Annotated in this window: 24 protein-coding genes; 8 read left to right on the top strand and 16 right to left on the bottom strand. The window is 55.8% G+C overall.

Annotated elements, in window-relative coordinates; all coding sequences use genetic code 11:
• Positions 1–70: 70 nt before the first annotated feature.
• A complete protein-coding gene (locus TMES_RS17175) occupies positions 71–979 on the top strand; it encodes a LysR family transcriptional regulator (RefSeq protein WP_085584813.1) in 909 nt (302 codons plus the stop codon).
• Between the two features lie 17 nt (positions 980–996).
• Here the strand turns inward: TMES_RS17175 and TMES_RS17170 are convergent, their stop codons facing one another.
• Positions 997–1,581, bottom strand: a complete 585-nt coding sequence (locus tag TMES_RS17170; protein WP_085584811.1) for a TetR/AcrR family transcriptional regulator — start codon at positions 1,579–1,581, stop codon at positions 997–999.
• Positions 1,582–1,737: 156 nt separating this feature from the next.
• On the opposite strand from TMES_RS17170, the gene TMES_RS17165 reads away from it, so the two are divergent.
• Positions 1,738–2,499, top strand: a complete 762-nt coding sequence (locus TMES_RS17165; RefSeq protein ID WP_085584809.1) for an SDR family NAD(P)-dependent oxidoreductase — start codon at positions 1,738–1,740, stop codon at positions 2,497–2,499.
• A 217-nt stretch (positions 2,500–2,716) separates the two neighbouring features.
• Here TMES_RS17165 and solA read toward each other — a convergent pair whose 3' ends face one another.
• The 6 genes from solA to TMES_RS17135 all read right to left on the bottom strand — a co-directional run bounded on the left by solA (position 2,717) and on the right by TMES_RS17135 (position 8,807).
• A complete protein-coding gene (gene solA / locus TMES_RS17160; RefSeq protein ID WP_085584807.1) occupies positions 2,717–3,871 on the bottom strand; it encodes an N-methyl-L-tryptophan oxidase in 1,155 nt (384 codons plus the stop codon).
• A gap of 103 nt (positions 3,872–3,974) precedes the next feature.
• A complete protein-coding gene (locus TMES_RS17155) occupies positions 3,975–5,504 on the bottom strand; it encodes an HAL/PAL/TAL family ammonia-lyase (protein ID WP_085584805.1) in 1,530 nt (509 codons plus the stop codon).
• Complete coding sequence (locus tag TMES_RS17150; RefSeq protein ID WP_085584804.1) at positions 5,494–6,279, bottom strand: ABC transporter ATP-binding protein; 786 nt, start codon at positions 6,277–6,279, stop codon at positions 5,494–5,496. The genes TMES_RS17155 and TMES_RS17150 overlap by 11 nt, the downstream gene beginning before the upstream one ends.
• Positions 6,280–6,353: 74 nt before the next feature.
• A complete protein-coding gene (locus TMES_RS17145) occupies positions 6,354–7,088 on the bottom strand; it encodes an ABC transporter permease (protein ID WP_085584802.1) in 735 nt (244 codons plus the stop codon).
• 9 nt (positions 7,089–7,097) lie between these two features.
• Positions 7,098–7,820: an ABC transporter permease gene (locus TMES_RS17140; protein WP_085584800.1), complete on the bottom strand. Its 723-nt coding sequence runs from the start codon at positions 7,818–7,820 to the stop codon at positions 7,098–7,100.
• A gap of 144 nt (positions 7,821–7,964) precedes the next feature.
• Positions 7,965–8,807, bottom strand: coding sequence for a transporter substrate-binding domain-containing protein (locus tag TMES_RS17135; protein ID WP_085584798.1), 843 nt, complete (start codon positions 8,805–8,807; stop codon positions 7,965–7,967).
• Between the two features lie 214 nt (positions 8,808–9,021).
• On the opposite strand from TMES_RS17135, the gene hutC (TMES_RS17130) reads away from it, so the two are divergent.
• Entirely contained in the window at positions 9,022–9,822 is an 801-nt protein-coding gene (gene hutC, locus TMES_RS17130; protein ID WP_085584796.1) for a histidine utilization transcriptional repressor HutC, read from the top strand.
• Positions 9,823–9,858: 36 nt separating this feature from the next.
• On the opposite strand, the gene hutC (TMES_RS17125) is transcribed toward hutC (TMES_RS17130), so the two are convergent.
• The gene (gene hutC / locus TMES_RS17125; protein WP_085584794.1) at positions 9,859–10,602 is read right to left on the bottom strand and encodes a histidine utilization transcriptional repressor HutC; all 744 of its coding nucleotides are present in this window, start codon (positions 10,600–10,602) and stop codon (positions 9,859–9,861) included.
• A 92-nt stretch (positions 10,603–10,694) separates the two neighbouring features.
• Positions 10,695–12,053: a formimidoylglutamate deiminase gene (locus tag TMES_RS17120; RefSeq protein ID WP_085584792.1), complete on the bottom strand. Its 1,359-nt coding sequence runs from the start codon at positions 12,051–12,053 to the stop codon at positions 10,695–10,697.
• Positions 12,054–12,265: 212 nt separating this feature from the next.
• Here TMES_RS17120 and hutG point away from each other — a divergent pair, with 212 nt between their 5' ends.
• The 4 genes from hutG to TMES_RS17100 all read left to right on the top strand — a co-directional run bounded on the left by hutG (position 12,266) and on the right by TMES_RS17100 (position 16,488).
• The gene (gene hutG, locus TMES_RS17115) at positions 12,266–13,072 is read left to right on the top strand and encodes an N-formylglutamate deformylase (protein ID WP_085584790.1); all 807 of its coding nucleotides are present in this window, start codon (positions 12,266–12,268) and stop codon (positions 13,070–13,072) included.
• 3 nt (positions 13,073–13,075) lie between these two features.
• Positions 13,076–14,749 carry a urocanate hydratase gene (gene hutU / locus TMES_RS17110; RefSeq protein ID WP_085584788.1) on the top strand — a complete coding sequence of 558 codons (1,674 nt, stop codon included), beginning with the start codon at positions 13,076–13,078 and terminating at the stop codon, positions 14,747–14,749.
• A complete protein-coding gene (locus TMES_RS17105) occupies positions 14,749–15,354 on the top strand; it encodes a HutD/Ves family protein (protein ID WP_245835498.1) in 606 nt (201 codons plus the stop codon). Before hutU ends, TMES_RS17105 begins: the two co-directional genes overlap by 1 nt.
• Before the next feature lie 108 nt (positions 15,355–15,462).
• Positions 15,463–16,488, top strand: a complete 1,026-nt coding sequence (locus TMES_RS17100) for a nucleotidyltransferase family protein (RefSeq protein WP_085584786.1) — start codon at positions 15,463–15,465, stop codon at positions 16,486–16,488.
• Between the two features lie 8 nt (positions 16,489–16,496).
• Here the strand turns inward: TMES_RS17100 and TMES_RS17095 are convergent, their stop codons facing one another.
• Complete coding sequence (locus TMES_RS17095; protein ID WP_085584784.1) at positions 16,497–17,225, bottom strand: SDR family NAD(P)-dependent oxidoreductase; 729 nt, start codon at positions 17,223–17,225, stop codon at positions 16,497–16,499.
• Positions 17,226–17,358: 133 nt separating this feature from the next.
• On the opposite strand from TMES_RS17095, the gene TMES_RS17090 reads away from it, so the two are divergent.
• Positions 17,359–18,297, top strand: coding sequence for a LysR family transcriptional regulator (locus TMES_RS17090; protein ID WP_085584782.1), 939 nt, complete (start codon positions 17,359–17,361; stop codon positions 18,295–18,297).
• 35 nt (positions 18,298–18,332) lie between these two features.
• Here TMES_RS17090 and TMES_RS17085 read toward each other — a convergent pair whose 3' ends face one another.
• The 6 genes from TMES_RS17085 to TMES_RS17060 form a co-directional block, all read right to left on the bottom strand.
• A complete protein-coding gene (locus TMES_RS17085) occupies positions 18,333–19,193 on the bottom strand; it encodes a tetratricopeptide repeat protein (protein WP_245835497.1) in 861 nt (286 codons plus the stop codon).
• Positions 19,194–19,382: 189 nt separating this feature from the next.
• Entirely contained in the window at positions 19,383–21,137 is a 1,755-nt protein-coding gene (locus TMES_RS17080) for an ABC transporter substrate-binding protein (protein ID WP_085584780.1), read from the bottom strand.
• Positions 21,138–21,278: 141 nt separating this feature from the next.
• Positions 21,279–21,551, bottom strand: a complete 273-nt coding sequence (locus TMES_RS17075; protein ID WP_085584778.1) for a DUF2160 domain-containing protein — start codon at positions 21,549–21,551, stop codon at positions 21,279–21,281.
• 24 nt (positions 21,552–21,575) lie between these two features.
• Positions 21,576–22,379, bottom strand: coding sequence for a carbohydrate ABC transporter permease (locus TMES_RS17070; RefSeq protein WP_085584776.1), 804 nt, complete (start codon positions 22,377–22,379; stop codon positions 21,576–21,578).
• A gap of 1 nt (position 22,380) precedes the next feature.
• The gene (locus TMES_RS17065; protein WP_085584774.1) at positions 22,381–23,253 is read right to left on the bottom strand and encodes a carbohydrate ABC transporter permease; all 873 of its coding nucleotides are present in this window, start codon (positions 23,251–23,253) and stop codon (positions 22,381–22,383) included.
• A 14-nt stretch (positions 23,254–23,267) separates the two neighbouring features.
• On the bottom strand, positions 23,268–24,362 hold the full coding sequence (locus TMES_RS17060; RefSeq protein ID WP_085584772.1) for an ABC transporter ATP-binding protein: 1,095 nt from the start codon (positions 24,360–24,362) through the stop codon (positions 23,268–23,270).
• Between the last annotated feature and the right edge of the window lie 9 nt (positions 24,363–24,371).

The following is a 24,371-nucleotide window of genomic DNA, read 5'->3' as shown; positions in this document are numbered from 1 at the left end:
GATGACCCGAAGGTAGGGCATGGCTTATCATAATTGAAATCGATATTAGTTATTTGGAATTATCAATTTAATGAATTATGCAGGATTTGATTTGAACCTGATTGTGGCGTTTGATGCCTTGATGGCGGAACGCCATGTGACGCGGGCGGCCCAGCGGATTGGATTGACACAACCCGCCCTGAGCGCGGCCCTGAACCGGTTGCGCCATATTACCGGCGACGAGCTTTTTATTCGGGCACCAAGAGGTTTGATGCCAACGCCGCGTGCGATGGATCTGGCACCAGCATTTCGCACCATACTGGCAACCGTTGATGGTGCCTTGTCCTTGCAAACCGTATTCGAACCGGCCTCGTCGCAACAGGTATTTTCGCTGGCATTGGCGGAGCACCCAACCCAGGTGTTGCTGGTGCCGCTGGAAAAGGCATTACGCGCCATCGCCCCTGGCATGGATTTGCGTATTCGGGCTTTGCGCAATCGTCAGGATGCCATTCGGATGCTGGATGAAGGGCAGGCTGATTTGGCAATTGGGGTGTCGCCGGGCAGTGAAGCGCGTATTTTATCGCGCCATTTATGGACCGAAGAGTTTGTTGGCATTGCCCGCAAGGGAACCGATGTTTCGCGGTTTGAAAAATCGGCACGGGACTATGCAGAAGGCCGCCATGTGCTGTTTTCGCCCGAAGCCGAGGATCGCGGACTTGTGGATGCGGCCCTTGCCAAAGAGGGGCTTAAACGCCGTCTTGGCGTTACGGTGGCTTATACATATGCCGTGCCGTCGCTGGTGGCGCAAAGCGACATGCTGGCAACCGTTTTAGGCGGTATTGTGCATGGAAGCGGGTTTTCCGATCAACTTACTGTTTTTAAGCCACCGTTTGAATTGCCGAGCATATCCTATCAGTTGCTTTGGCATCGCCGGACCGATGCCCACCCGGCGCATTGCTGGTTCCGGGATGTAATTGGAACGTTATGTGGAAATTTTTAACGCGAAAGTGACAGCCGTTATGCCGAGGGCCACGCGTTGAGGGCCTGCTCGGCCACAGTTTTCAGTGTTTCGCGGCTAAAACCGGCTTTGGCCTGAATGGCCATGCCATGCACAACAGCCATCAGGAAAGTCGCCAGGGCTGCGGGTTTTGCTGTTTGGGGTAAATCGCCTTCGGACTGCGCCTGCTCAAATCGGGTGCGAACTTTTACTTCGGCTTCGGCGCGGGCGTCGATCAGGGCCTGGCGCACGGGTTCGGCGTCATCCGAACCGGCAAGAGCGCCATTTATGCCCAGACAGCCGGTATGCTCCGGATAGCGGGTATTAAGCTCGATCGATTTATACAGCAGATGGGCGGCAACCGCGCGGGCGGTTGGCAATTGCAGTGCTTCGGGAATGAAATCCATATAGCGGTCATAATAGCGTGCCAGGACGCGGCGAAACAGTTCTTCCTTGTTTCCGAATGCCGAATACAGCGCGGGACGTTCAACGCCGGCAGCTTCTGTCAGGTCGGTATAAGACGCACCTTCATAGCCTTTGCGCCAAAAAACGCACAAGGCAGCATCCAGTGTTTTTTCCACATCTATCTTGCGGGGGCGTCCCATCAGTTTGAACCGTCATTTTTCATAATGACCATTATTAAACAACTTGACAGCCCATGTCCAGTTTCGTAACAGTCGTTATTATAATGATCATTACAAAAGTAAGTCCCGGATTTTTCCCCACAGGAAACCGGGGGTTTCAAATGGAAAGAACTGACAATGACCAAATCTCTGAACGGAAAAGTTGCTCTTGTTACTGGCGGATCACGCGGCCTTGGGGCCGTGGTTGCAGAACAACTTGCAGATCGCGGAGCAGCTGTCGCCATTACATATGCAGCATCTGCAGACAAGGCTGAGGCTGTGGTGGCGAAACTAAAGGCCAAAGGGGCACGGGCGATTGCGATCAAAAGTGACCAGTCGGACCTTGCATCGGCAAAGCCGTTGATTGAGACCGTGATTGCCGAGTTTGGCCAGCTTGACATACTGGTTAACAATGCCGGTATCGCTATTCAGGGGCAACTGGTGGATGATCCTGAACTGGATGGGGATAAGTATAATCGCCAGTGGCAGGTCAATGTTCTGGGCACCATTGCCAATACGCGCGCTGCCGCGCTTAAACTGAGCGATGGCGGGCGTATTATCTTTATTGGTTCTTTGCTGGGATCGTATGTGCCGTTTGCCGGTGTTGCCGATTATGCCGGTAGCAAAACCGCACTTGTCGGCTATGCGCGAGGCATTGCCCGTGATCTTGGCCCGCGCAATATTACGGTCAATGTTATTCAGCCGGGCATCATGCCAACCGATATGGCGGCGGATGTGGCAGGCGAATTGCCTGATCGTGACGCCATTTTGAATATGCATCCGATCCGCCGGATTGCGACATTGGAAGAAGTGGCCGAAACGGTTTGTTTCATTGCTGGGCCTTCGGCAGGCTATATCACCGGTGAAACCATCAATATTGCTGGTGGGCTGGCGATTTAAGCGCCTTTCGGGGGGTGTTGGGCCCGTGTCGGGTATGTGATTGTGACGTGATTATCAGCGCATAGCAGCATAGGCCGGGATTTTGCAATAAACGGCATCGATCAAAGGTCGATGCCGTTTATGTTTTTCTCATGCCAAAGTGAAAGCGCTTTCACTTTGGCATTTGATGCCGGGGCGGGGGCATTTGCCGTCATACTTACAGGCACCGCCAGCTTGTTCAATCGGCACTTTGGGCGGCTTTCATCAGGCGGTCAAACGTGAAGGCTTCAATCGGGAAGTCGGTGCCGCCTTTGGTGGCAAGGTCGGCCAGAATTTCGCCAATCACGCTGGTGAATTTAAAACCGTGGCCCGAACAGGGCGATGCGACTATGACGCGGTTTTCGCCCGGCAAATGGTCGAGCAGGAAGTTTTCGCCGGGCAGCATGGTGTAGCGACAGGTGGTTTCGTTAACCCGGCGCCCCTGCATGCCGGGCAGGCGTTTGGCGGCGAAATCGTCAAGTAGGGCGCGGTCGGCGTCATTGACAGCACAGTAGGGGGCGTCGGGGTCGATGCTTTCCATAAAATGGGCATGACGGCCAATTTTAACCCCATCCGGGCCGATTTCGGGGAAGCCGAAAAACGAGCTGTCGGTGCCTTCGTCGCGCAAAAAGGCGGGCATGCGCAGCGGGTCGGTGACAAAGCCGTTGGCGGGGCGATACCACGCCACAACCTGACGGATGGGGTTGGTGATGTTTTGCAGTGCCGGGATCAACTGCGATATCCAGGAGCCGGTGGCAACAATGACCCGGTTTACCCGGTACTTCTGGTCGCCCACAACAATGTTAACGCCATTATCATCGGGTGCAATTTCCTCGACCTTTTCACCCAGATGCAGGGCTGCACCATCGGCGGCAGCCATGCGCAGATATCCCCAGATGGCACTTTCGGGTTTGAGCCAGCCGCCATTGGGGTCGAGGATCGCGACTTCGTCGTCGTCGAGCCCGAAAACCGGAAACCGTTTGCGCATCTGATCGGCGAAAAGCGTGTCGCTGGCGAGACCGTAAAGGTCGCATGAAGCGCGGGTGCCGGTGATGATTTTGCTGTCGGGCTTGCCGATTTGCAAAACGCCGGTGACGTGCAAAATGCGTTCGCGCAGGCGATTTTCAAGGCCGCGCCAGTTTTCATAGGCGCGGTGCAACAACGGCACGTAACTTGGGTCTTCAAAATAGCCAAGCCGGATCAGGCGGCTGTCGCCGTGCGAGGAGCCAAGGCCGTGGGCGGGACTGGCAGCCTCAAACCCGATAACACGGACACCACGGGCAGCCAGAAAGGATACGGCGGCACTTCCCATCGCGCCAAGGCCGATAACGGCAACATCATACGGGTTCGACATGTGGAAATCCTTGTTACCTGACGGTTTGTGGCTTGATCTTTGGCATACAATATTAACGCCAAAAGGCAAGTGCTGGAGGTGGTTTTAGCAGCGGTAAAAGGGTTTAGGCCATTGCCGGGATGGGGGCAGGTTCGCTGGTGGCGATGAGATGACGCAGGGTTTCAAGATCGTCGCCCAAGGCGTGATCGTCGCGATAGAGGGGCAACAGATTACGGACCTGATGATAGATGGCGTTGGTGCCCGGGGCGCGCATGGCGGCACTGTCGCCAGCATCGGCATCGGCGCTAACCAGATCGGCGGCCTGAACGGCGGCCATGAGTTCGATCGCCAGCACCTGTTCGGCGTTATCAAGGACCACAAGCAGTTTGTTGGCGGCTGCCGTGGGGTGGGCAAGGTAGTCTTCCTGAAGGGCAGATGTGATGCCGCCATCGAGGCTGGCCGGGGCACCCAAACGGCGGTTTTCAGCGGCAAGGGCGGCAGCGGTATATTGGGCGATCATAAGACCGGAGCCGACGCCGGGATCGTTGGTGAGAAAGGCCGGAAGGTCACTGACCAGCGGGTTTACCAGCCGATCCAGCCGGCGTTCGGACAACATGGAAAGCTGACAAACGGCGATGGCGAGGCCGTCGAGCGCCAAGGCCAGCGCGGGGGCGACAGCGTGGGCCTCGGAGGCGACTTTGGGGTCTTCCGGGGTGCCGTGAACAATCGGGTTGTCGGTGACAGAGGCCAGTTCCTGATCAACGATTTGGGCGGTATTGGCAAAAACATCGCGCACAGCGCCGTGGGCGTGCGGGGTGGCACGCAAACTGAGCGCGTCCTGGGTGTGTTTGCCAATCGAAAGGTCAATCCGGCGGCTGTGGGCCAGACGGGCGCGCAGTGTTTTACCGACCTGCTGAATGCCGATGGATTTGCGAAGGGCGAGAATATTTTCATCGAACGCCGCCATTTGTGCGCCTGATGATTCCAGTGTGATGGCGGCAACCGCATCGGCCCAGTCGGCCAGACGATAGGCACGTGCCAGCGCAAAGGACCCCAACCCTGCCGAACATGACGTGCCGTTAACCAGACTGAGGCCTTCCTTGGCTTGCAGGACCAGCGGGGCAACGCCGATTTTTGCTAGCGCATTGGCACCTGACAGCATTTCGCCGTTCAGCGTTGCCCGGCCTTCACCAATCAGCACCAGCGCAATATGCGCCATGTGAATGAGATAACCCGCCGACCCCTTGGAAGGAACGGCGGGGATGCAATTGTGATTTAACAGGGCCTGAAGGGCGGCGACGGTAGCCGGGCGGACACCGGAGTAACCATGGGCGAAATTGTTGATTTGGGCGGCAATGATGGCGCGCACTGCCGGGGCGGGCAACAAAGGACCGGTACCGCAGGCATGGCTGAGGATGATGTTGCGCGACAATTGCGCCTGCGCGTTTCGGCCCACCACCGTATCGGCCAGCGCACCGACGCCAGAGGTAATGCCATAGGCATGGATGCCGCGGCTGACCAGGGCTTCGACAATCTGGCGGCCTTTGACGACGCGGTCATTGGGGGCGCGGGCAATTTCAAGCGGGGCACCGTGGGCGATGGCGGAAACATCGTGCCAGGTCAGGGTGTTATCAAGGACAACATTACGCAGCATGATGTTCGGTTTCCATATGACGGATGAATTGCCGGAAATGAGGGGAGCCTTTGCCGCCAAACATGTCTTGCGGGGGTCCGTCGCAATCGATTTGGCCGTCGCGCATGAAAATGACGCGGTTCGACACATTGCGGGCAAAGCCCATTTCGTGGGTGACGACCAGCATGGTCATTTTTTCAGCCGCCAGATCGCGCATGACGTGCAGAACTTCGCCCACCAGTTCCGGGTCCAGTGCCGAGGTGGGTTCGTCAAACAGGATGACCTTGGGGTGCATGGCAAGGGAGCGGGCAATGGCGGCACGCTGTTTTTGCCCGCCCGACAGATGGGCGGGGTAGTAATCCTTGCGATCGGCAATGCCGACTTTTTCAAGCAGGGCTTCGGCCTCGGCCACGCAGTCGGCACGGGGGCGTTTTTGCACCTGAACCGGGCCTTCGATGATGTTTTCAAGAATGGTCATGTGCGACCATAAATTAAACGATTGAAACACCATGCCCAGTTCGCTGCGGATGCGGTCCAGTTGTTTGCGGCTGGCGGCACCGCGCCCGCGTGGCGTGGTTTTCATGGCAATTTCTTCGCCATTGACCACGATGTCGCCATCGTCGGCGGTTTCGAGCAGGTTGATGCAGCGCAAAAAGGTAGATTTTCCTGACCCACTGGCGCCTAGCACACTGATAACATCGCCGTCATGCGCATCAAGCGAGATGCCGCGCAAAACCTCGTGGGTGCCAAAACTTTTGCGGATATTGCGAACGGAAAGCCTGGGGGTGGCGGACATGGGACGATCCTTTTTAAAGAATGCCGGTGTTGGTGCTGGTTCAGGGGGGGGGTCGGTACAGGGCCGATTGCGGGTTACGGGCGCGCCCCGAAAAACGCCGACATGACCGAGGGCTTGCGCTCTGCCGGGCGGAGATTGTGGCGGTTCAACCGGTGTTCGATCAGGGCCAGCACCTGTAAAATCAGGAAATTAAGGATCAGATACAGGGCGGCCGCACACATGAAAACTTCCATGGTGCGATAGGTTTGCGAGATCAGCCGTTGGGCAACGCCGGTTATTTCCCAAACCGTGACCAGACTTGCCAGCGCGGTAGATTTCACCATCAAAACGATTTCGGTCGAATAGGCGGGCAGGGCATGGCGAAAGGCGATGGGGGCGATGATCCGGCGCAGCAACAAAAAGCCCGACATGCCGGCAGCACGGGCGGCTTCGATTTCGCCCGGTGGAACAGCGCGCAGGCCGCTTCGGAAAATTTCGGCGGAATAACCCCCGGTGCACAGCGCCAGCGACAAAACCGCACAAACAAAAGGTTCGCGAAGGGCAGGCCAGACAATGCTGTGGCGAATAACGCCAAACTGGCCAAGACCATAAAACACCAGAAACATCTGGATTAACAGGGGAGATCCGCGAAAGACAAAGATGTAACCTTTGGCAAAGTTACGCGCGACGATGTTGTTGCTGACCCGCATGGTGACGATTAATAACGCCAGCAAACCGCCAAAGAAAATGGACAGCGAAAACAGCCCCAGCGTGGTGGGGGTGGCGGCCAGCAGGGACTTCATCGTGGACAGAAGAAACGGAAAATCCATGATCGCCCCCTATACCTGACCCATGCCGCGTGGCATGGATTTGTTGCTTTTGCGTTCGGCGGAATTAAACACCCGCTCGGAAAAGCTGGTCAGCACCAGATAAAGCACCCCGCCAACGATATAGAACAGGAAATATTGGCGGGTGGAGCCCGCTGCGACCTGGGTGGTGCGCATCAGTTCGGCCAGACCAGTGACGGAAATAAGGGCTGAATCCTTAAGCGACAGCTGCCAGACATTGTTAAGCCCCGGAATGGCAAAGCGCAGGATTTGCGGCAAAATGATGCGGCGAAGGCTGCGGAGCGGCGGCATGCCGATGGAAGCGGCAGCTTCGATTTCGCCCACGGGTATGGCGCGATAGGCGCCGCGGTAAACTTCGGCCTGATAGGCACCGGAAATAAGACCCACGGCGAGCGCCCCGGCGAGAAAAGACGGCATGCCAAGAAAGCCTTCGATGCCGATGGCCTGACCAATGGCCGTCACGGCACTGGAGCCGCCAAAATAGATTAGATAAATGATCAGCAGTTCGGGGACGCCACGAAACACGGTAGTATAGGCCGTACCCAGCATGCGTGACCACCAGCGATCGGACAGTTTGGCCGCCGCAACAATGGCGCCAATAACCGCCCCGATTGCCAGAGAGGCCAGGGTGACACAAAGGGTTAGCGCCATGCCAGTCAGGATAAGGACGCCCCAGCCTTTGTCGCCAAAACCAAGTAGATCAATGATTTCCATGTGCCAGGCCTTCGTGTTCCAGGATGGCTTGGGGCGGTACTGTGTGCGCCGGTTGCACCAACAGTAACGACGACGGAAAGGGAGCAGAAAGCGCGGTTTCATCGCGCGGCGAAAACGCGCTTTCTGCCTTGGTATCGGCCGGGATTATTGCGGGCTGACGTCGGTGCCAAACCATTTCATCGACAGTTCTTCAAGCGTGCCATCGGCAATGGCGGCTTTTATCGCGTCGTCAAACATGGCTTTGAGGTCGGTATCTGCCTTGCGCAGGCCCAGGCCTTCGCCGGTGCCAAAAACGTTACCGGCGATTTCGGGGCCGGTGATGGCCATTTCTTCGTCGGCGGTTTTAAAGGATGCCAGAAGGTTGGTGGTGTCGTCGAAGCCAAGATCGATACGACCGGTTTGCAGGTCGAGATCGCGTTCGGCGCCGTTTTTGTATTCGCGGATGGTGGCGACATCCTTGAAATTGTCATAGATGAATTTGGCGTAAACCGTACCGGCCTGAATGCCGATGGTTGCGCCATCAAACGCCTTGCGCATGGCGGCGATCTGTTCTTTGCCGCCGGAATAATCCGGGGCCATTTTAATAACTTCGCCGGTGCCAAGCGCCTGGGCATAGTCGCTTTCGACCGGGGCGGCAAAGGCGGCATGGGTATTGGCATAGGGGATCGAGAAGGCGATGATTTTTTCACGTTCCGGCGTGATCGACAGGGCATCCATGACCACATCGTATTTGCCAGCATTAAGGCTGGTGATCATGCTGTCCCAGTCGGATGCGACCAGGGTGCATTCCACTTTCATGTGGTCGCACAGATAGTCGGCCAGTTCGGGTTCAAACCCGGCCAGCGAGCCATCGGGGTTGGTGCTGTTCCAGGGCGCATAGGCCCCTTCGAGCGTGATGGTTACGTTTTTCCATTCTTTTGCCTGTGAGGGCGTAACACCGGCAACGGCGCAAAGGGCAGCGGCTGCCAAAAGAACTTTCCTGAACATCTTTTAAAATCTCCTGCGAACGACTGAAGCGAATAGACCCTGATAAATTCCGACACACCCTGATATATTTTTTACGTCGACTTGTCAGCGTCAGGGGTGGGGCTGGAACATTTTTCTTTGTGGTTGTATATGTAACATATGACACTTTTTTACGCTCATCAAATAAAAAGTGTATTATATGTGCAGTGCAAAAACCACGCAGGAACGGGTGATAATGACAAAAATCAACGCGCAGCGGCCAGCCCGGCAAAAAAAGACCACGTCACTGTTTGCGGGTGAAACATTGCGTGAGGGGCGGGAGGGCGGCGGACCGTTATATATTGAGGTCAAGCAGATGATTTTAGACCGGATCCACCGTGGAGAATGGCCGCCTAATCATCGTATTCCGTCAGAAAACGAACTGGTATCCGAGCTTGGTATTAGCAAGATGACTGCCAACCGGGCATTGCGCGAACTGGCCCACGAGGGCGAGCTTGTACGGGTGCAAGGGGTTGGGTCTTTTGTGGCGCAGAAAAAGGGGTATTCGGCCCTGTTTGAAGTGCGCAATATTGCCGAGGAAATCGCCGAACGCGGCCATGTTCACGCGGCATCGGTGGTGGTTTTAGCCGATCAGGCAGCATCACCCGATGTGGCGGATGCGCTTGATATTCCCATCGGGGCGGCGGTGTTGCATTCGCTGATTGTGCATCGTGAAAATGATGTGCCCGTGCAAATCGAGGACCGGTTTGTAAACCCCGAACTGGTGCCCGATTATTTATCGCAGGATTTTGCCGCGATTACGCCAAATGTGTATTTGTCGCAAGTCGCCCCGCTGACCGGCTCGGAGCATGTGGTTGAGTCGATATTGGCCCAGCCGTGGGAGGCAAAGTTGCTGGTTATTTTGCCAAACGAGCCATGTTTAATGATCCGTCGACGGACCTGGTCGGCAAACGGAATCGTTTCGGCGGCCCGCCTTGTTTATCCCGGCACACGGTATCGGCTGGAAAGTCGGCAGGGTAAAACAACCACAGGCTAAAAACAGGCCGAAATTTAGATTTAGTTGTATATGGGACTAAATCCCTGAGGATTTTCCCGTCGGGTCGCTCGGGGTGAAACGGGCCACCAGCGCGTGGCGGTCACCCGGATAGGTCAGGCGGACATGGGTGACCGGGCCGTTATGACTCCAGGTGCGGCGTTCGATAACCAGACAGGCGGTACCGGGATTAACACCCAGGGCCTCGGCATAGTGGCTGTTTGCGCCAACGGATTTGATCAGATGTTCGGCTGTGGTCCAGGGGATGTGGCTGGTGAGCCACGGACCGGGGGCGGCGTCGACGAAATCCTCGTCGCGGGCGTCGGGGACAACGGCAAGGTTGATCAGGCGTTCTTCAAGGCAAAAAACACCCGGCCCGGCATAGTGTTTGCCAATCACTTCAATCACATTCCCCGCATCGGGCAATTCCAGATTTTTCATGTCAATGGTGGTGCTTGTGCGCTCGACACGGCTGGCACGGGTATAGCCATAGTGCAGGCCCAGTGACTGAACCTCGGACTTGATATCGTGAATTTCGAGGACGGCCGATTGTGCTTGCGGCTGGGTCACAAAACTGCCCGATTTTTTGCGCCGCTCGATCAGATTGGCTTTGGCAAGCTGGCTAAGCGCCTTGTTCACCGTCATGCGCGAACAGCTATAATGTTGAGCGAGGTCCATTTCATTGGCGATGCGATGGCCCGGCGGCCATGTGCCAGAAAGAATGTTGCCTTCGATATCGTTTATGATCTGCTGATGCAGGGTGGGTGCCTTATTTGCCCGCATGGATTATTTTTCATTTCCGGTTGGTATGCCTGCGATCTTTTTAACCGATAGGGCAGGGCAAAGGAAAACAAACTCGTGAAAACCATGCCGACTTATTTTGACAGCAGATTACACATGGTTTTTTGAAAACGCGGTGCGATCTGGTCGCGGGCGATGTGGCGGCCATCCTGAACAACTTTTTTGCCGCGCACCCAGACATCGCCGACCGTGATGGTTTCAGCAAAAATCCATGCATCGAGGATATGATCCTCAGCCAGATAGGACGCCTCGCGCGTATCAAGGGCGATGAAATTGGCGGGTTTGCCGGTGGCAATGCCGCTATCGGTTGCCAGGGCCGTGGCCCCGCCAGAAAGCGCATGGCTAAACAGGGTGCGCCCGGTGGAGGAGGATATATTGGCAATGGCATTGCGCGAGTTGTGGTGCAGGCGCTGGGAATATTCCAGTTGGCGCAGCTCGGACGGAATGCTGATTTGCACGTTTGAATCCGACCCGATGCCAAATTTGCCGCCCTGTGCCAAAAAGGGTGCGGCGGGGAAAGTGCCATCGCCAAGGTTGCCTTCTGTAATGGGGCACAGCCCGGCAATGGCACCGGTTTGCGCCATGCGGGTTGTTTCATCGTCGGTCATATGGGTGGCGTGGATCAGGCACCATTGTGCGGACAGATCGGCGTGGTCTAATAACCACTCAACCGGGCGCTGGCCCGACCATGCAAGGCAGTCTTTGACCTCGAGAAGTTGTTCGGCGATGTGAATATGGACCGGGTTGGGGCCGACCATTTGCGAGATTTTGGCGAGTTCATCGGGGGTGACAGCGCGCAGGCTGTGCGGGGCGACACCAACGACCATGCCATCGTGATTTTGTGCCGTGATGTTGCAGGCCGCAATCAGCTTTTCGAACTGATCGACAGAATTGATGAAGCGGCGCTGCCCGTCGGTGGGGGCGGTGCCGCCAAAACCGGCATGGGCGTAAAACACCGGCAGCAAGGTAAGGTCAATGCCGGTGGTGGCACTGGCACTGGCTACACGGTCGGCCATTTCGGCGATATTGGCAAAGGGGGTGCCGTCTTTATCGTGATGTAGATAATGGAACTCGCCGACACGGGAAAAGCCTGCTTCGAGCATTTCCATGTAAAGCTGGCTGGCGACGGCCTCGACATCGTCGGGCGTCATCGACAGGGCGAAGTGATACATGTTGGTGCGCCAGCTCCAGAAGCTGTCGCTGCCGGTGCCGCGCATTTCGGCGAGACCGGCCATGGCGCGCTGAAAGGCGTGGCTGTGCAGGTTGGGCATCGCAGAGACAATAACGTTATGGCATTCGTCGCCGGGCCGGGCCGGGCAATCGGCTTCAAGGGTGCTGATATTACCATCTGTCAGGGTCAGGCGGACATTTTCTAGCCAGCCATTTTCACCCAATAGCGATTTTGCGTGCAGCGTTGCCGTACCTGTTGCCATGTCCCTGATCTCCGCTTCGTGCCCGATTTATGCGGGCGGCAAGAAATATGTTGTTTTGCGTTCTATTATGTATATACATAAAAACAAGTAAGGAAAAGATACAATTCCAATCAGGTGATCGCAAATTTTACGCCCGGCGACGGCAGGCCCTAATAAAACGGCCCTGTTGCCACTGGCGAAAAACACGCAAACGAGGCGGGAGACATTCCAGCATGAGTGTTTTTGACGTTAAAACCGGTTCATCGCCGGTGATATTGGCCTTTCCCCATACCGGTACCGATGTGCCAGGCGATGTGTGGGCAAAGCTGAACGATAATGGCAAGATCCTTGCTGATACCGACTGGCATATACACAATCTGTATGGCGACTTGTTGCCCGGTGCGACCATGGTGCGCGCCCTTTTTCATCGTTACGTGATTGATGCCAACCGCGATCCGTCGGGGCAAAGCCTGTATCCGGGGCAAAATACCACCGGGCTGGTGCCAGATACCGATTTTGATGGCAAAGCGATTTGGCAAGACGGGTTAAAGCCCGATGAAGCCGAGATCAAACGCCGCTATGAGCTGTTTCATGTGCCCTATCATCAGGCGTTAAAAGCCGAGGTTGAGCGGGTGAAAGCGCAGCATGGTGTGGCGGTTTTATATGATTGCCATTCGATCCGCTCGCATATTTCGTTTTTGTTTGACGGCACGCTGCCCGATTTTAACATTGGCACCAATAACGGCACCACTTGCGACCCCCGAATTGAGCAGGCGGTTGTCGATGTGTGTGAACATGCCGACGGGTTTACATCGGTGTTAAATGGCCGGTTCCGGGGCGGCTGGACGACGCGGCATTATTCGAACCGCGATAATAATATTCACACGATTCAAATGGAACTGGCGCAGGCGTCGCATCTGGCGCGTGAGACCCCGCCCTTTGACTATGACGCCGCCCGTGCGGCCCCGCTGCGCAGCCACCTGAAATCCATTTTGCACAACATTGAACAGATCGCCTTTGATCTTGCTAGGGGAAATTGAACCATGACCAATTCGCGCCACAATATCCGTGAGATTATCGCGCCGCATGGTAGTGAAATTACTGCCAAATCGTGGCTGACCGAAGCGCCAATGCGCATGTTGATGAACAATTTGCACCCCGATGTGGCCGAAAACCCGCATGAACTGGTGGTTTATGGCGGCATTGGCCGGGCAGCGCGCACCTGGGAAGATTATGACCGCATTATTGTGTCGTTAAAATCGCTGGAAGATGACGAAACATTGCTGGTCCAGTCGGGCAAGCCGGTGGGGATTTTTCGCACCCACAAGGATGCGCCCCGGGTGTTGATTGCCAATTCAAACCTGGTGCCGCATTGGGCGACCTGGGACCATTTCAACGAACTCGATAAAAAGGGTTTGATGATGTATGGGCAAATGACCGCCGGATCATGGATTTACATTGGCAGCCAGGGCATTGTGCAGGGCACTTATGAAACCTTTGTCGAAGTGGGACGCCAGCATTACAATGGCGATCTGGCCGGCAAGTGGGTTTTGACTGCGGGCCTTGGCGGCATGGGCGGGGCACAGCCGCTGGCCGCTGTTATGGCCGGGGCGTGTTGTTTGGCGGTTGAATGTAACCCTGAGAGCATCGATTTTCGCCTGCGGACCGGCTATGTCGATGCCAAAACCGACAGCCTTGATGAAGCCCTTGAGATGATCGCGCGCTGGACCAAAGCCGGTGAAGCAAAATCGGTTGGGTTGCTGGGCAATGCGGCCGATGTATTGCCCGAACTGGTGCGCCGGGGGGTGAAGCCCGATTTGGTAACCGACCAGACATCGGCCCATGACCCGATAAACGGGTATTTGCCCCAAGGATGGACCATGGGCGAATGGAAAGCCACGCGCGAAAGCGACCCCAAGGCGGTTGAAAAAGCTGCCCGTGCATCGATGCGGGTGCATGTGGAGGCGATGCTGAAGTTTCATGAACAGGGTATTCCGACCATTGATTACGGCAATAATATTCGCCAGATGGCCAAGGAAGAAGGGCTGGAAAATGCCTTTGATTTTCCGGGGTTTGTCCCGGCCTGTATTCGCCCGCTTTTTTGCCGGGGCATTGGGCCGTTCCGCTGGGTGGCCCTGTCGGGCGACCCGGAAGACATTTACAAAACCGATGCCAAGGTGAAAGAAATTTTGCCCGATAACCACCATTTGCATAACTGGCTGGATATGGCGCGCGAACGTATTTCGTTTCAGGGCCTGCCGGCACGTATTTGCTGGGTTGGGCTGGGGGAGCGTCACCGGCTGGCCCTGGCATTCAACGAAATGGTGGCATCGGGCGAGCTGAAAGCCCCGATTGTGATTGGTCGTGACCACTTGGATAGTGGATCGGTGGCATCGCCGAACCGCGAAACCGAAGCCATGCAGGATGGATCGGACGCAGTTTCGGATTGGCCGTTGTTAAACGCGCTGCTTAATACCGCGTCGGGGGCAACCTGGGTGAGTTTGCATCATGGCGGCGGGGTGGGCATGGGCTTTTCGCAACATGCGGGCATGGTGATTTGTGCTGATGGCAGCGCAGATGCCGCACGACGCCTCGAACGTGTGTTGTGGAATGACCCGGCAACGGGGGTGATGCGCCATGCCGATGCCGGTTATGACATTGCCATTGATTGCGCGCGCGAACATGGCCTGCGCCTGCCCGGTATTTTGGGCAATTGATGATGGCTGATCATTCGGCCATTCGCATTTTGCGCGCGCAGGATTATCGCCGGATGCCGTGGAAAAACGGCGGCGGGGAAACGGCGGAAATCGCCGTTTTCCCCGCCGGTGCCGGGCTGGAGGATTTTGTCTGGCGGATCAGCATGGCAACGGTTGCCAGTGATGGCCCGTTTTCCAGCTTTTCCGGGATTGACCGGACCCTGTCAATTTTGCAAGGGGCGGGGATGATGTTGACAATCGGGGATGAGGGGCCGGTAACCCTGACCCCAGGCGCACAGCCATTTGCATTTCCGGCCGATGTTGCGACATCGGCGATTTTGATTAATGACGTGATCACTGATTTGAACGTGATGACCCGGCGCACAAAATGCGACCATAGGGTGACCCGGCATCGATTTTCTGGCAAATGCCAGCTTGAAACGGTTGCCAGCGGCATTCGCATATTATTGTGCCAAAGCCCGGTTACCATTGCATGCGGTGCGGATGGCAATTACGCGATGGGGGCCTATGACGCCCTGATCAGCGATGAGGGATCCCTGCGAATGGTGATGGAAGGTGGTGGGCCGTCGGTGGTTTACGAGATTATTTTAACACCGCAAGACTGACCGGTTTACCGGCAAATCGGCAGATACTGTACATAAAATAATTTGTGCAGTATTTTCTTTTTTTGATACTATACTGCACACAAAATAATTTGTGCAGTATGGTGCGATATGGCGGAAACTTGCCAAAATTTAAGCGCGACGGCGGTTGCGACCTATAGTGATTTGTTGCGTCTGCTAAAAGACGCGCAGGTTTTGGATGTGCGCGGCACACCGGAATTGCGCATTCTGAACGGTCGGGAATACTGGTATGATCGCTATCGTCTGGGCACAGATACCATTGCGCGGTTTATTGGCCCCAATAATGACGATATTCGCGAACGTATTGCGCGGATTGCCGCGATTAAAGCCGCGCAGAAAGACCAGGAAAAACAATGCGGGCGATTATTGCGCATTTTGCGTGCCGAAGGCCTGTTATCGGTTGATCGGGGTACGGGAAGCCTGCTGGCGGCGATGGCGCGGGTCGGGGTTTTTCGCCTTGGGGGGGTGTTGGTTGGCACCAATGCCTTTCGCCTGTACGAGGGTGAATTGGGCATACGGTTAGGTGCGGATGACGTGGCGATGACCATGGATGTTGATATTGCCAGTTTCGAACGCTTGTCGCTGGCGATTGGCGACCATGTTGATGAAGATCTGGCGGCAGTTTTTGCCGATTTGAAATTTGAAGCTGTCCCCTCGCAGGAAGGCCGCACGTTCTGGCGCTGGAAACAAAAGCAGGACGGATCGTTGGTTGAATTTTTAAGCCCGTCCTTTGACGAGCGCGAAACGGTTAAAAACCTTCCGGCGCTTGGCGTTAGTGCGTTGTCCCTGCATCATTTGAATTATTTGATCGCGGATCCGATCAAGTCGGCGATTTTATATCGCAATGGCCTGTTGGTGAACGTGCCGCGACCCGAACGGTTTGCCATTCACAAGCTGATCGTCGCTGACCGGCGCCATGGCAGTGAGGCCGCCTTAAAACAACGCAAGGACCAGCGACAGGCAGCCTTGCTGATTGAGGTTTTGGCACAGGACCGGCCGTTTGATTTAAAGGAAGCATTTGAGGATGCGCAGGATCGTGGCCCCAAATGGCGCAACCGGATTGACAATACCTTGGCCAAAATGCCGGTGACTGCCGACATTTTGGCCCGGTTGTAAAACCCGATTTACCAGGGAACTGTGCGCCCCAGATAATCAAGATATTCCAGCCCCGGTTTGCCGTGTTTTTCGAGCAGGACAGTGACAAGGCTGGGGATGCTTTCGTTAATTGTCAGCCGGGCGTCTGGCCCGCCAAGGTCGGTTTTGACCCAGCCCGGTGCCATGACGCAAAAGGCGCGTGATCGGGTGGCGTTGGTGGTCTCGCGGGCGGCGAAGCTGCGCATGAACATGTTAAGGGCGGCCTTGGTACCGCGATAAAGCTCGCGCAGGCCGGTTTCATTATTGGCGATGCTGCCTTGCCCGGATGACATAACCCCGATGGTGCCGGTGGCGGTAACACAGGCTTTTAGCGTTTCAATCACCCGCATCGGGCTAAGGGCATTGGTGATCATGAGGTCGGTGAAGTCTTTGGTCGATATTTCGCCGATTGTCTGGTTTGGGTCCGGGTTGGCGGTGCCGGCATTGACAAACAGAATATCGAATTTCCGATCTGACAGGCGCTGATGCAAAGCGCAGAGTTGATCCGGTTTGCAAATGTCGAGAATTTCAATTTCAAGCTGGTTTTGATAGTGGGCTTGCAGATCGTGAAGCAAGGTGTGGCCGCTGCCATCACGGACTGTGCCAACAACGTTCCAGCCTTTTTTCAGAAATTCTGCCGCCATCGCATGACCAAGGCCCCGCGATGCACCGATGAGAAGGATTGTTTTGGTCGGCGTATTTGATGTGGTGTTGGGCATGGATTGGTGTCCTTTGCGGGTGGGGTTTAATGCAAATATAGACACTTCAATCATGGGCGCCAGACGCAGCGAAAGCAGATTATAGTTGCGTCAAACGCTAGGTCAGGTGCCGCGAATGAGATAGGCTGTGGGCATGAACAATATTGATGTTGATCTTAATCTTCTGGTCGCGCTGGATGTGTTGCTGGCCGAAAGCAGTGTGACGGCGGCCGCTCAGCGCCTTGGCCTGAGCATATCGGCGATGAGCCGCACCCTTGCGCGGTTGCGCGCCGCAACCGGTGATCCGTTGCTGGTGCGCGCCGGACGGGGAATGGTGCCGACACGGCGGGCAGAAGAACTGCGCGCGCATGTTCACAGGCTGTCGCGTGATGCGCAAGCCGTGCTGCGCCCGCAGATGAACGATTTGGATGTCGGCGGACTTGAGCTGACATTTACGATGCGGGTTAGCGAAGCCTTTATGGAATTTCTATCCGGCCCGGTTGTGGCGGCAATAAGCAAGGCAGCGCCGGGTGTGTGCCTGCGTTTTGCCCCCAAACCCGACAAGGATGCGGGCCCCTTGCGCGACGGGACGATTGACCTTGAAATAGGGGTGATTGGCACAACCGCGCCCGAAATTCGTACCCGGTTTTTGTTTAATGACCGCTTGGTCGGGCTTGTGCGAACGGGGCATTGGTTGTTGGCGGCGGGCGGCGTGATCCGCCCGGAAGCCTATGCCGCATGTCACCATATTGCGGTATCGAAAGATGGCAATACGGCGGGGCCGATTGATACGGCTTTACACGCATTGGGGCTGGCGCGATCGATAAAGGTTGTTGTGCCCGGATTTCCTGATGCGATGCGGATTGCGCGGCAGTCTGACCTGGTGGCGCTGGTGCCGCAATCCTGCGTTGGCAATAAACAATTGCCCGATCATGATGCGATGTCGGGTCTTGCCAGTTTTGAGCTGCCGGTTGCCACACCTGAGTTCAAAATATCGGCAATGTGGCATCCGCGCATGGATGCCGACCCGGCGCATAAATGGTTGCGGAACACAGTGATGAATGTGTGCCGAACGACCTATTTGCACCGGTGAGGGTTATTAGTGCAAAGCCGGTGTGACTGGCATGACTATTCGGATTTGACCACACAGGGGCGCCACGGTTTCCACGGGTGGTAATTGGCGAAAAAATCGTGCAGGAAGGTATCGACTTTTTCGCGGTTATCGGTGCGCGCAGCCGGTTCCATATCGGCATCAAGACGGGCACAGTTTTGGGTAATCGCATCGCCAATTTTTTTCCAGTCGATATTGGCATCGTGGCCGGGCAGGCCCGAGGCAACGGCGCACCAGCCAACCGCTTGGGCACGGTCGTCGGATTTTTCGTAATCCTGCGCCAGATAGGCCGCTGCGTGTAATTCGCCATGTTCGGCGGCCTGACGAAGCCATTTTTCGCGCGCGACAGGGTCGGCGGTGAAACGGGTCGCGATCATGGTGGCGGCACGCGGGTCGCCTGCGGACCAGGCGTTATCAAGGTGTTGCCGGGCGGCGTCTTTGCGGTTGTTTTGCAAATCATCAAGGGCCAGCCACATCAAGGCCTGACTGCTGCCCTTATGGGCGGCATTTTCATAAAGTGTTTGAATATCGTGGCGGGACCCTTGCAGGGCTTCGAGGCGGCGGGCCTGTAGAATTTCGGCATCGGGGAGGCCTGCCTGTGCGGCATGGTCAAGCATTTGCCAGCCTGCATCCTGATCGGCGGGCATGCCAATGCCATTGATCATTTGGCACGACAGCAAATATTGCGCGGTTGCATTGCCTTGTTTGGCAAGCGGGGTAAAGACGCTGGCCGATTTTTTAAAATCACCGTGACGATAGGCATTGACCCCGTCATCGAGCGACGATGCCGCCGCCGCAGATGCAAGACCGGGGAATGTTACGACGCACGCCACCGCGAGAGCCGTTTTGCGCAGGGGCGATGTAAAATGGCGTGTCATAAATTTCCTGCCTGATGATGCAAAGGGGAGGCCGCGCGCGCGCAGTATAACATGCGATACCGGGTGTTTTGGACCCTGAATATTGCGAATATTGCTAATTTTGGGCGATTTTCAGGGATGTTGAGGTGGGAGAAGGGGGAAGCCGAAAGCGCAGACACCTTCGGCTTCCCTTTGCCGTTTTACGAGCAGTTAGTTTGCCCGGCCTTCACGCCATGCCTGGATCAGATCGTCATATTTGACGGTCTCGCCCTGGGGCTTTTCGTTATCAATTTTCGGTTTCGGCGCACCGGGCTGGTCAAACCAGTACTGGGCGTCTTTTTCCTCGTTCAGTTTCGGGGCGCAATCGCCACCGATACCGGCACGACCAAGACGTTCCATCACGCGGTCCATTGCACCGGCAAGATTGTCCATGGCTTCCTGCGGGGTCCGTTCGCCGGTAACGGCTTCGGCCACGTTCTGCCACCACAATTGCGCCAGTTTGGGATAGTCGGGCACGTTGGTGCCGGTCGGCGACCAGGCCACACGGGCCGGGCTGCGATAAAATTCGACCAGACCACCCCATTTCGGGGCGATGTCGGTCATGGCCTGGGTATCAAGATCGGACTGACGGATCGGGGTCAGGCCAGTCAGGGTCTTTTTCAGCGACACCGATTTCGAGGTGACAAACTGGGCATAAAGCCAGGCTGCCTTGCGGCGTTCAAGCGGGGTGGATTTCATCAGCGTCCAGGACCCCACATCCTGATAGCCCAGTTTCATGCCTTTTTCCCAATACGGGCCGTGCGGCGAGGGGGCCATACGCCATTTCGGGTTGCCTTCGTCATCGACAACCGGCAGGCCTTTTTTGGTCATGTCCGCTGTAAAGGCGGTGTACCAGAAAATCTGCTGGGCGATGTTGCCCTGTGCGGGAACCGGGCCAGCTTCGCCAAAGGTCATGCCGGCTGCTTCTGGCGGGGCATAAGCCTTAAGCCAGTCGATATATTTGGTAAGGGCATAAACAGATGCCGGGCTGTTGGTGGCACCACCACGGGTGACACTGGCCCCAACCGGTGCGCAACCATCAACGCGGATACCCCATTCGTCAACCGGCAGGCCGTTGGGCAGGCCCTTGTCGCCTTCGCCAGCCATTGACAGCCACGCATCGGTAAAGCGCCAGCCAAGGGACGGGTCTTTTTTACCATAATCCATATGGCCATAGACCTTGTGACCGTCGAGTTCCTTTACGTCATTGGTAAAGAATTCGGCGATGTCCTGATAGGCAGACCAGTTAACCGGCACGCCAAGATCGTAGCCGTATTTGTCCTTGAACTGCTTTTGCAGGTCTTCGCGCTGGAACCAGTCATAGCGGAACCAGTAAAGGTTGGCGAACTGCTGGTCGGGAAGCTGGTAGAGTTTGCCATCCGGGCCAGTGGTGAAGGACAGACCGATAAAGTCCTTTAAATCCAGTGTTGGCGAGGTAACGTCCTTGCCTTCGCCAGCCATGAAATCGCTGAGTGGCACCACGGCATTATAGCGGAAATGGGTGCCGATCAGATCAGAGTCATTGATATAGGCGTCATAAATATTGCGGCCAGACTGCATCTGGGTTTGCAATTTTTCAATGACGTCGCCTTCGCCGATCAAATCGTGGGTCAGCTTGATCCCGGTGATTTCAGAAAAGGCTTTGGCCAGGGTTTTGGATTCATATTCATGCGTGGTCAGCGTTTCGGAAACCACGTTGATTTCCATACCGCGAAATGGCTCGGCTGCTTTAATCAGCCATTCCATTTCTTTCATCTGGTCGTCTTTGCTGAGGCTAGAGGGTTGAAATTCACTATCGACCCACTTTTTTGCCGCATCGGTATATTGGTCGGCCATTGCCGGGTTGGCAAGAACTGCCAAACCCAACGCAATTGCAACCGCACTACCCCTGATAACGGCAGAGGAGCCTTTGGCTGTAACGATCATGTCGTTCCTCCCTGTTGGTCTTCCGTTAAATTGCCAGTTTTAAATCCGGCACACCAAAACGGGGGAAGACCGATGCCCGCCCTGGCGAAGGATAAAAGGTGCCCGCGACGGTGTAGGACACATCACGGCCACCCGATGAATTTAACCCCAGCGCATGACGACAAGCAGCCAGACGAGCGCGATGCCCGATGCGATCAGGACTGTTGCGTCGCTAACGGCGAGCCAGGCAAGATGGATGTAAGCCGCACCAAGCAAACTGATAAAAAGGCGGTCGCCCCGCGTTGTAACCAGCGGCAAAAATCCCCGGCGCGCAATGGTGGGCGAAACCGCCTGCCAAACGCCCATGCCAACCAGCATCAAGGCGATGCAGGTGAAGAAAACTGCTGTAACCGGTGTCCAGGCCATCCATGACATTGTTTTAATTCCTTTCTTTACCGATCAGACCCGGCCCATCGCGAAGCCTTTGGCGATGTAATTGCGCACAAACCAGATTACCAGCGCCCCCGGCACAATCGTTAACACCCCCGCAGCCGCAAGCACGCCCCAGTCCATCCCTGATGCCGAAACCGTCCGGGTCATGGTGGCGACAATTGGTTTGGCGTTAACCGAGGTCAGGGTGCGCGCCAGCAGCAGTTCAACCCAGCTGAACATGAAGCAGAAGAACGCCGTTACCCCGATGCCCGACCGAATAAGCGGAATAAAGATGGTGGTGAAAAACCGCGGGAATGAATAACCGTCGATATAGGCGGTTTCATCGATTTCCTTGGGAATACCCGACATGAAACCTTCGAGGATCCAGACAGCAAGCGGCACGTTAAACAGGCAATGCGCCAGCGCAACCGCAATATGGGTGTCAAATAACCCGACCGACGAATAGAGCTGAAAGAATGGCAACAGGAACACCGCAGGCGGTGCCATACGGTTGGTCAAAAGCCAGAAAAACAGGTGTTTGTCGCCGGTAAAATTATAGCGCGAAAACGCATAGGCCGCCGGCAATGCCACCGTGAGCGAGATCACCACATTGATGGCGACATAGATCATGGAATTGATATAGCCCGAATACCATGCCGGATCGGTCAGGATGGTGGCATAGTTTGCCAAAGTCGGGTTATCGGGAAACAGGGTCATGGACCCAAGAATTTCGGTATTGGTTTTAATCGACATGTTGAACAGCCAGTAAATGGGCAGCAACAGGAACAGGATATAAACCAAAAGGGCGATATGACGTTTCTGGAACTTCATTTTAGTGTTCCTCCCGCTGTCCGGCGTTCATAACGACGGTATAGAAAACCCAGCAAACCAGTAGAATAATCAGGAAATAGATCAGCGAGAACGCCGCCGCCGGGCCAAGGTCAAACTGGCCCACGGCCATGCGGGTCAGATACTGGCTTAGGAAAGTGGTGGCGTTGCCCGGACCGCCGCCTGTTAGCACGAAGGGTTCGGTGTAAATCATGAAACTGTCCATGAAGCGCAGCAGCACACCGATAACCAGAACCGACTGCATTTTCGGCAATTGAATAAAGCGGAACACGGCCCAGCGCGATGCGCCATCAATTTTGGCGGCCTGATAATAGGCATCGGGGATAGAGCGCAACCCGGCATAGCACAAAAGCACGACCAGACTGGTCCAATGCCAGACATCCATGACCAGAACGGTCAGCCAGGCATCAACCGAGCTTTGGGTGTAGTTGTAATCAACCCCGAGCATGTTAAGCACATAGCCACCCAGCCCGATATCGGCACGACCGAAAATTTGCCAGATGGTGCCGACCACGTTCCACGGGATAAGCAGCGGCAGGGCCAGCAAAACCATGCAGGCCGAAACGCCCCAGCCCTTGCGCGGGAGCGTGAGTGCAATGCAGATGCCCAGCGGAATTTCGATCAGAAGTACACTGAATGTATAGCCGATCTGGCGCAGAAGGGCTTCGTGCAGGCGGCTGTCGTCCAGCACCTGTTTGAACCATTCGGTACCAACAAAGAACCGGTTGTCGGGGCCAAAAATGTCCTGCACGGAATAGTTTACCACCGTCATCAGCGGAATGATGGCGCTGATTGCGACGATGAAAAACACCGGCAGTACCAGAAACCAGGCCTTGTTATTGGTGATTTTGTTCATTTTCCCGGCCCCCCTTACGCGACCAACTGACTGTCGGCATAAATTTTGGTCCATTGCTGCGGAAAGCGCAGAATGCCGTTTTGCCCGCTAATCTGCTGGTCTTCGCCGACTTTTACCTTTAGTTCGGCATTGCCAAACCGGGTGGTGGCGATTTTGAACTGGCCCAGATCCTCGACCTTGACGATGTTAACGGGAATACCGTCGTCACCGACAACCGCTGTTTCGCCTTCCAGGCGGACAAATTCGGGGCGAATGCCCAGTTCAAGCTTGCCGGTGGCCTTGCCAAGGGCGGTCATTTGCGTATCGGACAGGGCAATGCGCTGTCCATCAACCCAGGCGGCACCGGCATCGATGTTACAGGGCATGAAATTCATGCCGGGGCTGCCGATGAAATAGCCGACAAAAGTATGGGCCGGGTTTTCAAACAGTTCCTGCGGGGTGCCAAGCTGCACCACCTTGCCGCCATACATAACAACAACCTTGTCGGCAAATGTCAGGGCCTCGATCTGATCATGGGTGACGTAAACCATGGTCGGGCGCAGTTTATTGTGAATTTCCTTAAGCTTGCGGCGCAAAACCCATTTCAGATGCGGGTCGATAACCGTAAGCGGTTCGTCAAACAGGATGGCGGAAACGTCATCGCGCACCAGCCCCCGCCCCAGCGAAATGGTTTGTTTTTCATCGGCCCCCAGACCGCGCGCCTTTTGTTTGAGCTTGCCGGTTAAATCGAGCATCCCGGCGATTTCGTGAACGCGTGACTTCACCTGTGTTTCGGCAATGCCACGGTTGCGCAAGGGGAAGGCGAGGTTATCAAACACCGTCATGGTGTCGTAAATAACGGGGAACTGGAAAACCTGGGCGATATTGCGCTGTTCGGGGGCGAGACCGGTGACATCCTTGCCATCAAACAAAACCTGCCCGTGTGACGGGGTGAGCAGGCCGGAAATGATGTTTAACAGCGTGGTTTTGCCACAGCCCGACGGTCCAAGCAGAGCATAGGCGCCGCCATCTTCCCAGACATGTTCCATGCGGCGCAGCGCATAGTCGTCGTCGCCCCTGGGATCAGGGAAGTAGGAATGGGCCAGGTTTTTAAGATCGATACGTGCCATTTTAAATCT

It is taken from the genome of Thalassospira mesophila, assembly GCF_002115755.1.
GTDB classification, from domain to species: domain Bacteria; phylum Pseudomonadota; class Alphaproteobacteria; order Rhodospirillales; family Thalassospiraceae; genus Thalassospira; species Thalassospira mesophila.
The sequence above is the reverse complement of the archived record's forward strand: the minus strand, read 5'-3'. Positions and strand labels throughout refer to the sequence as shown.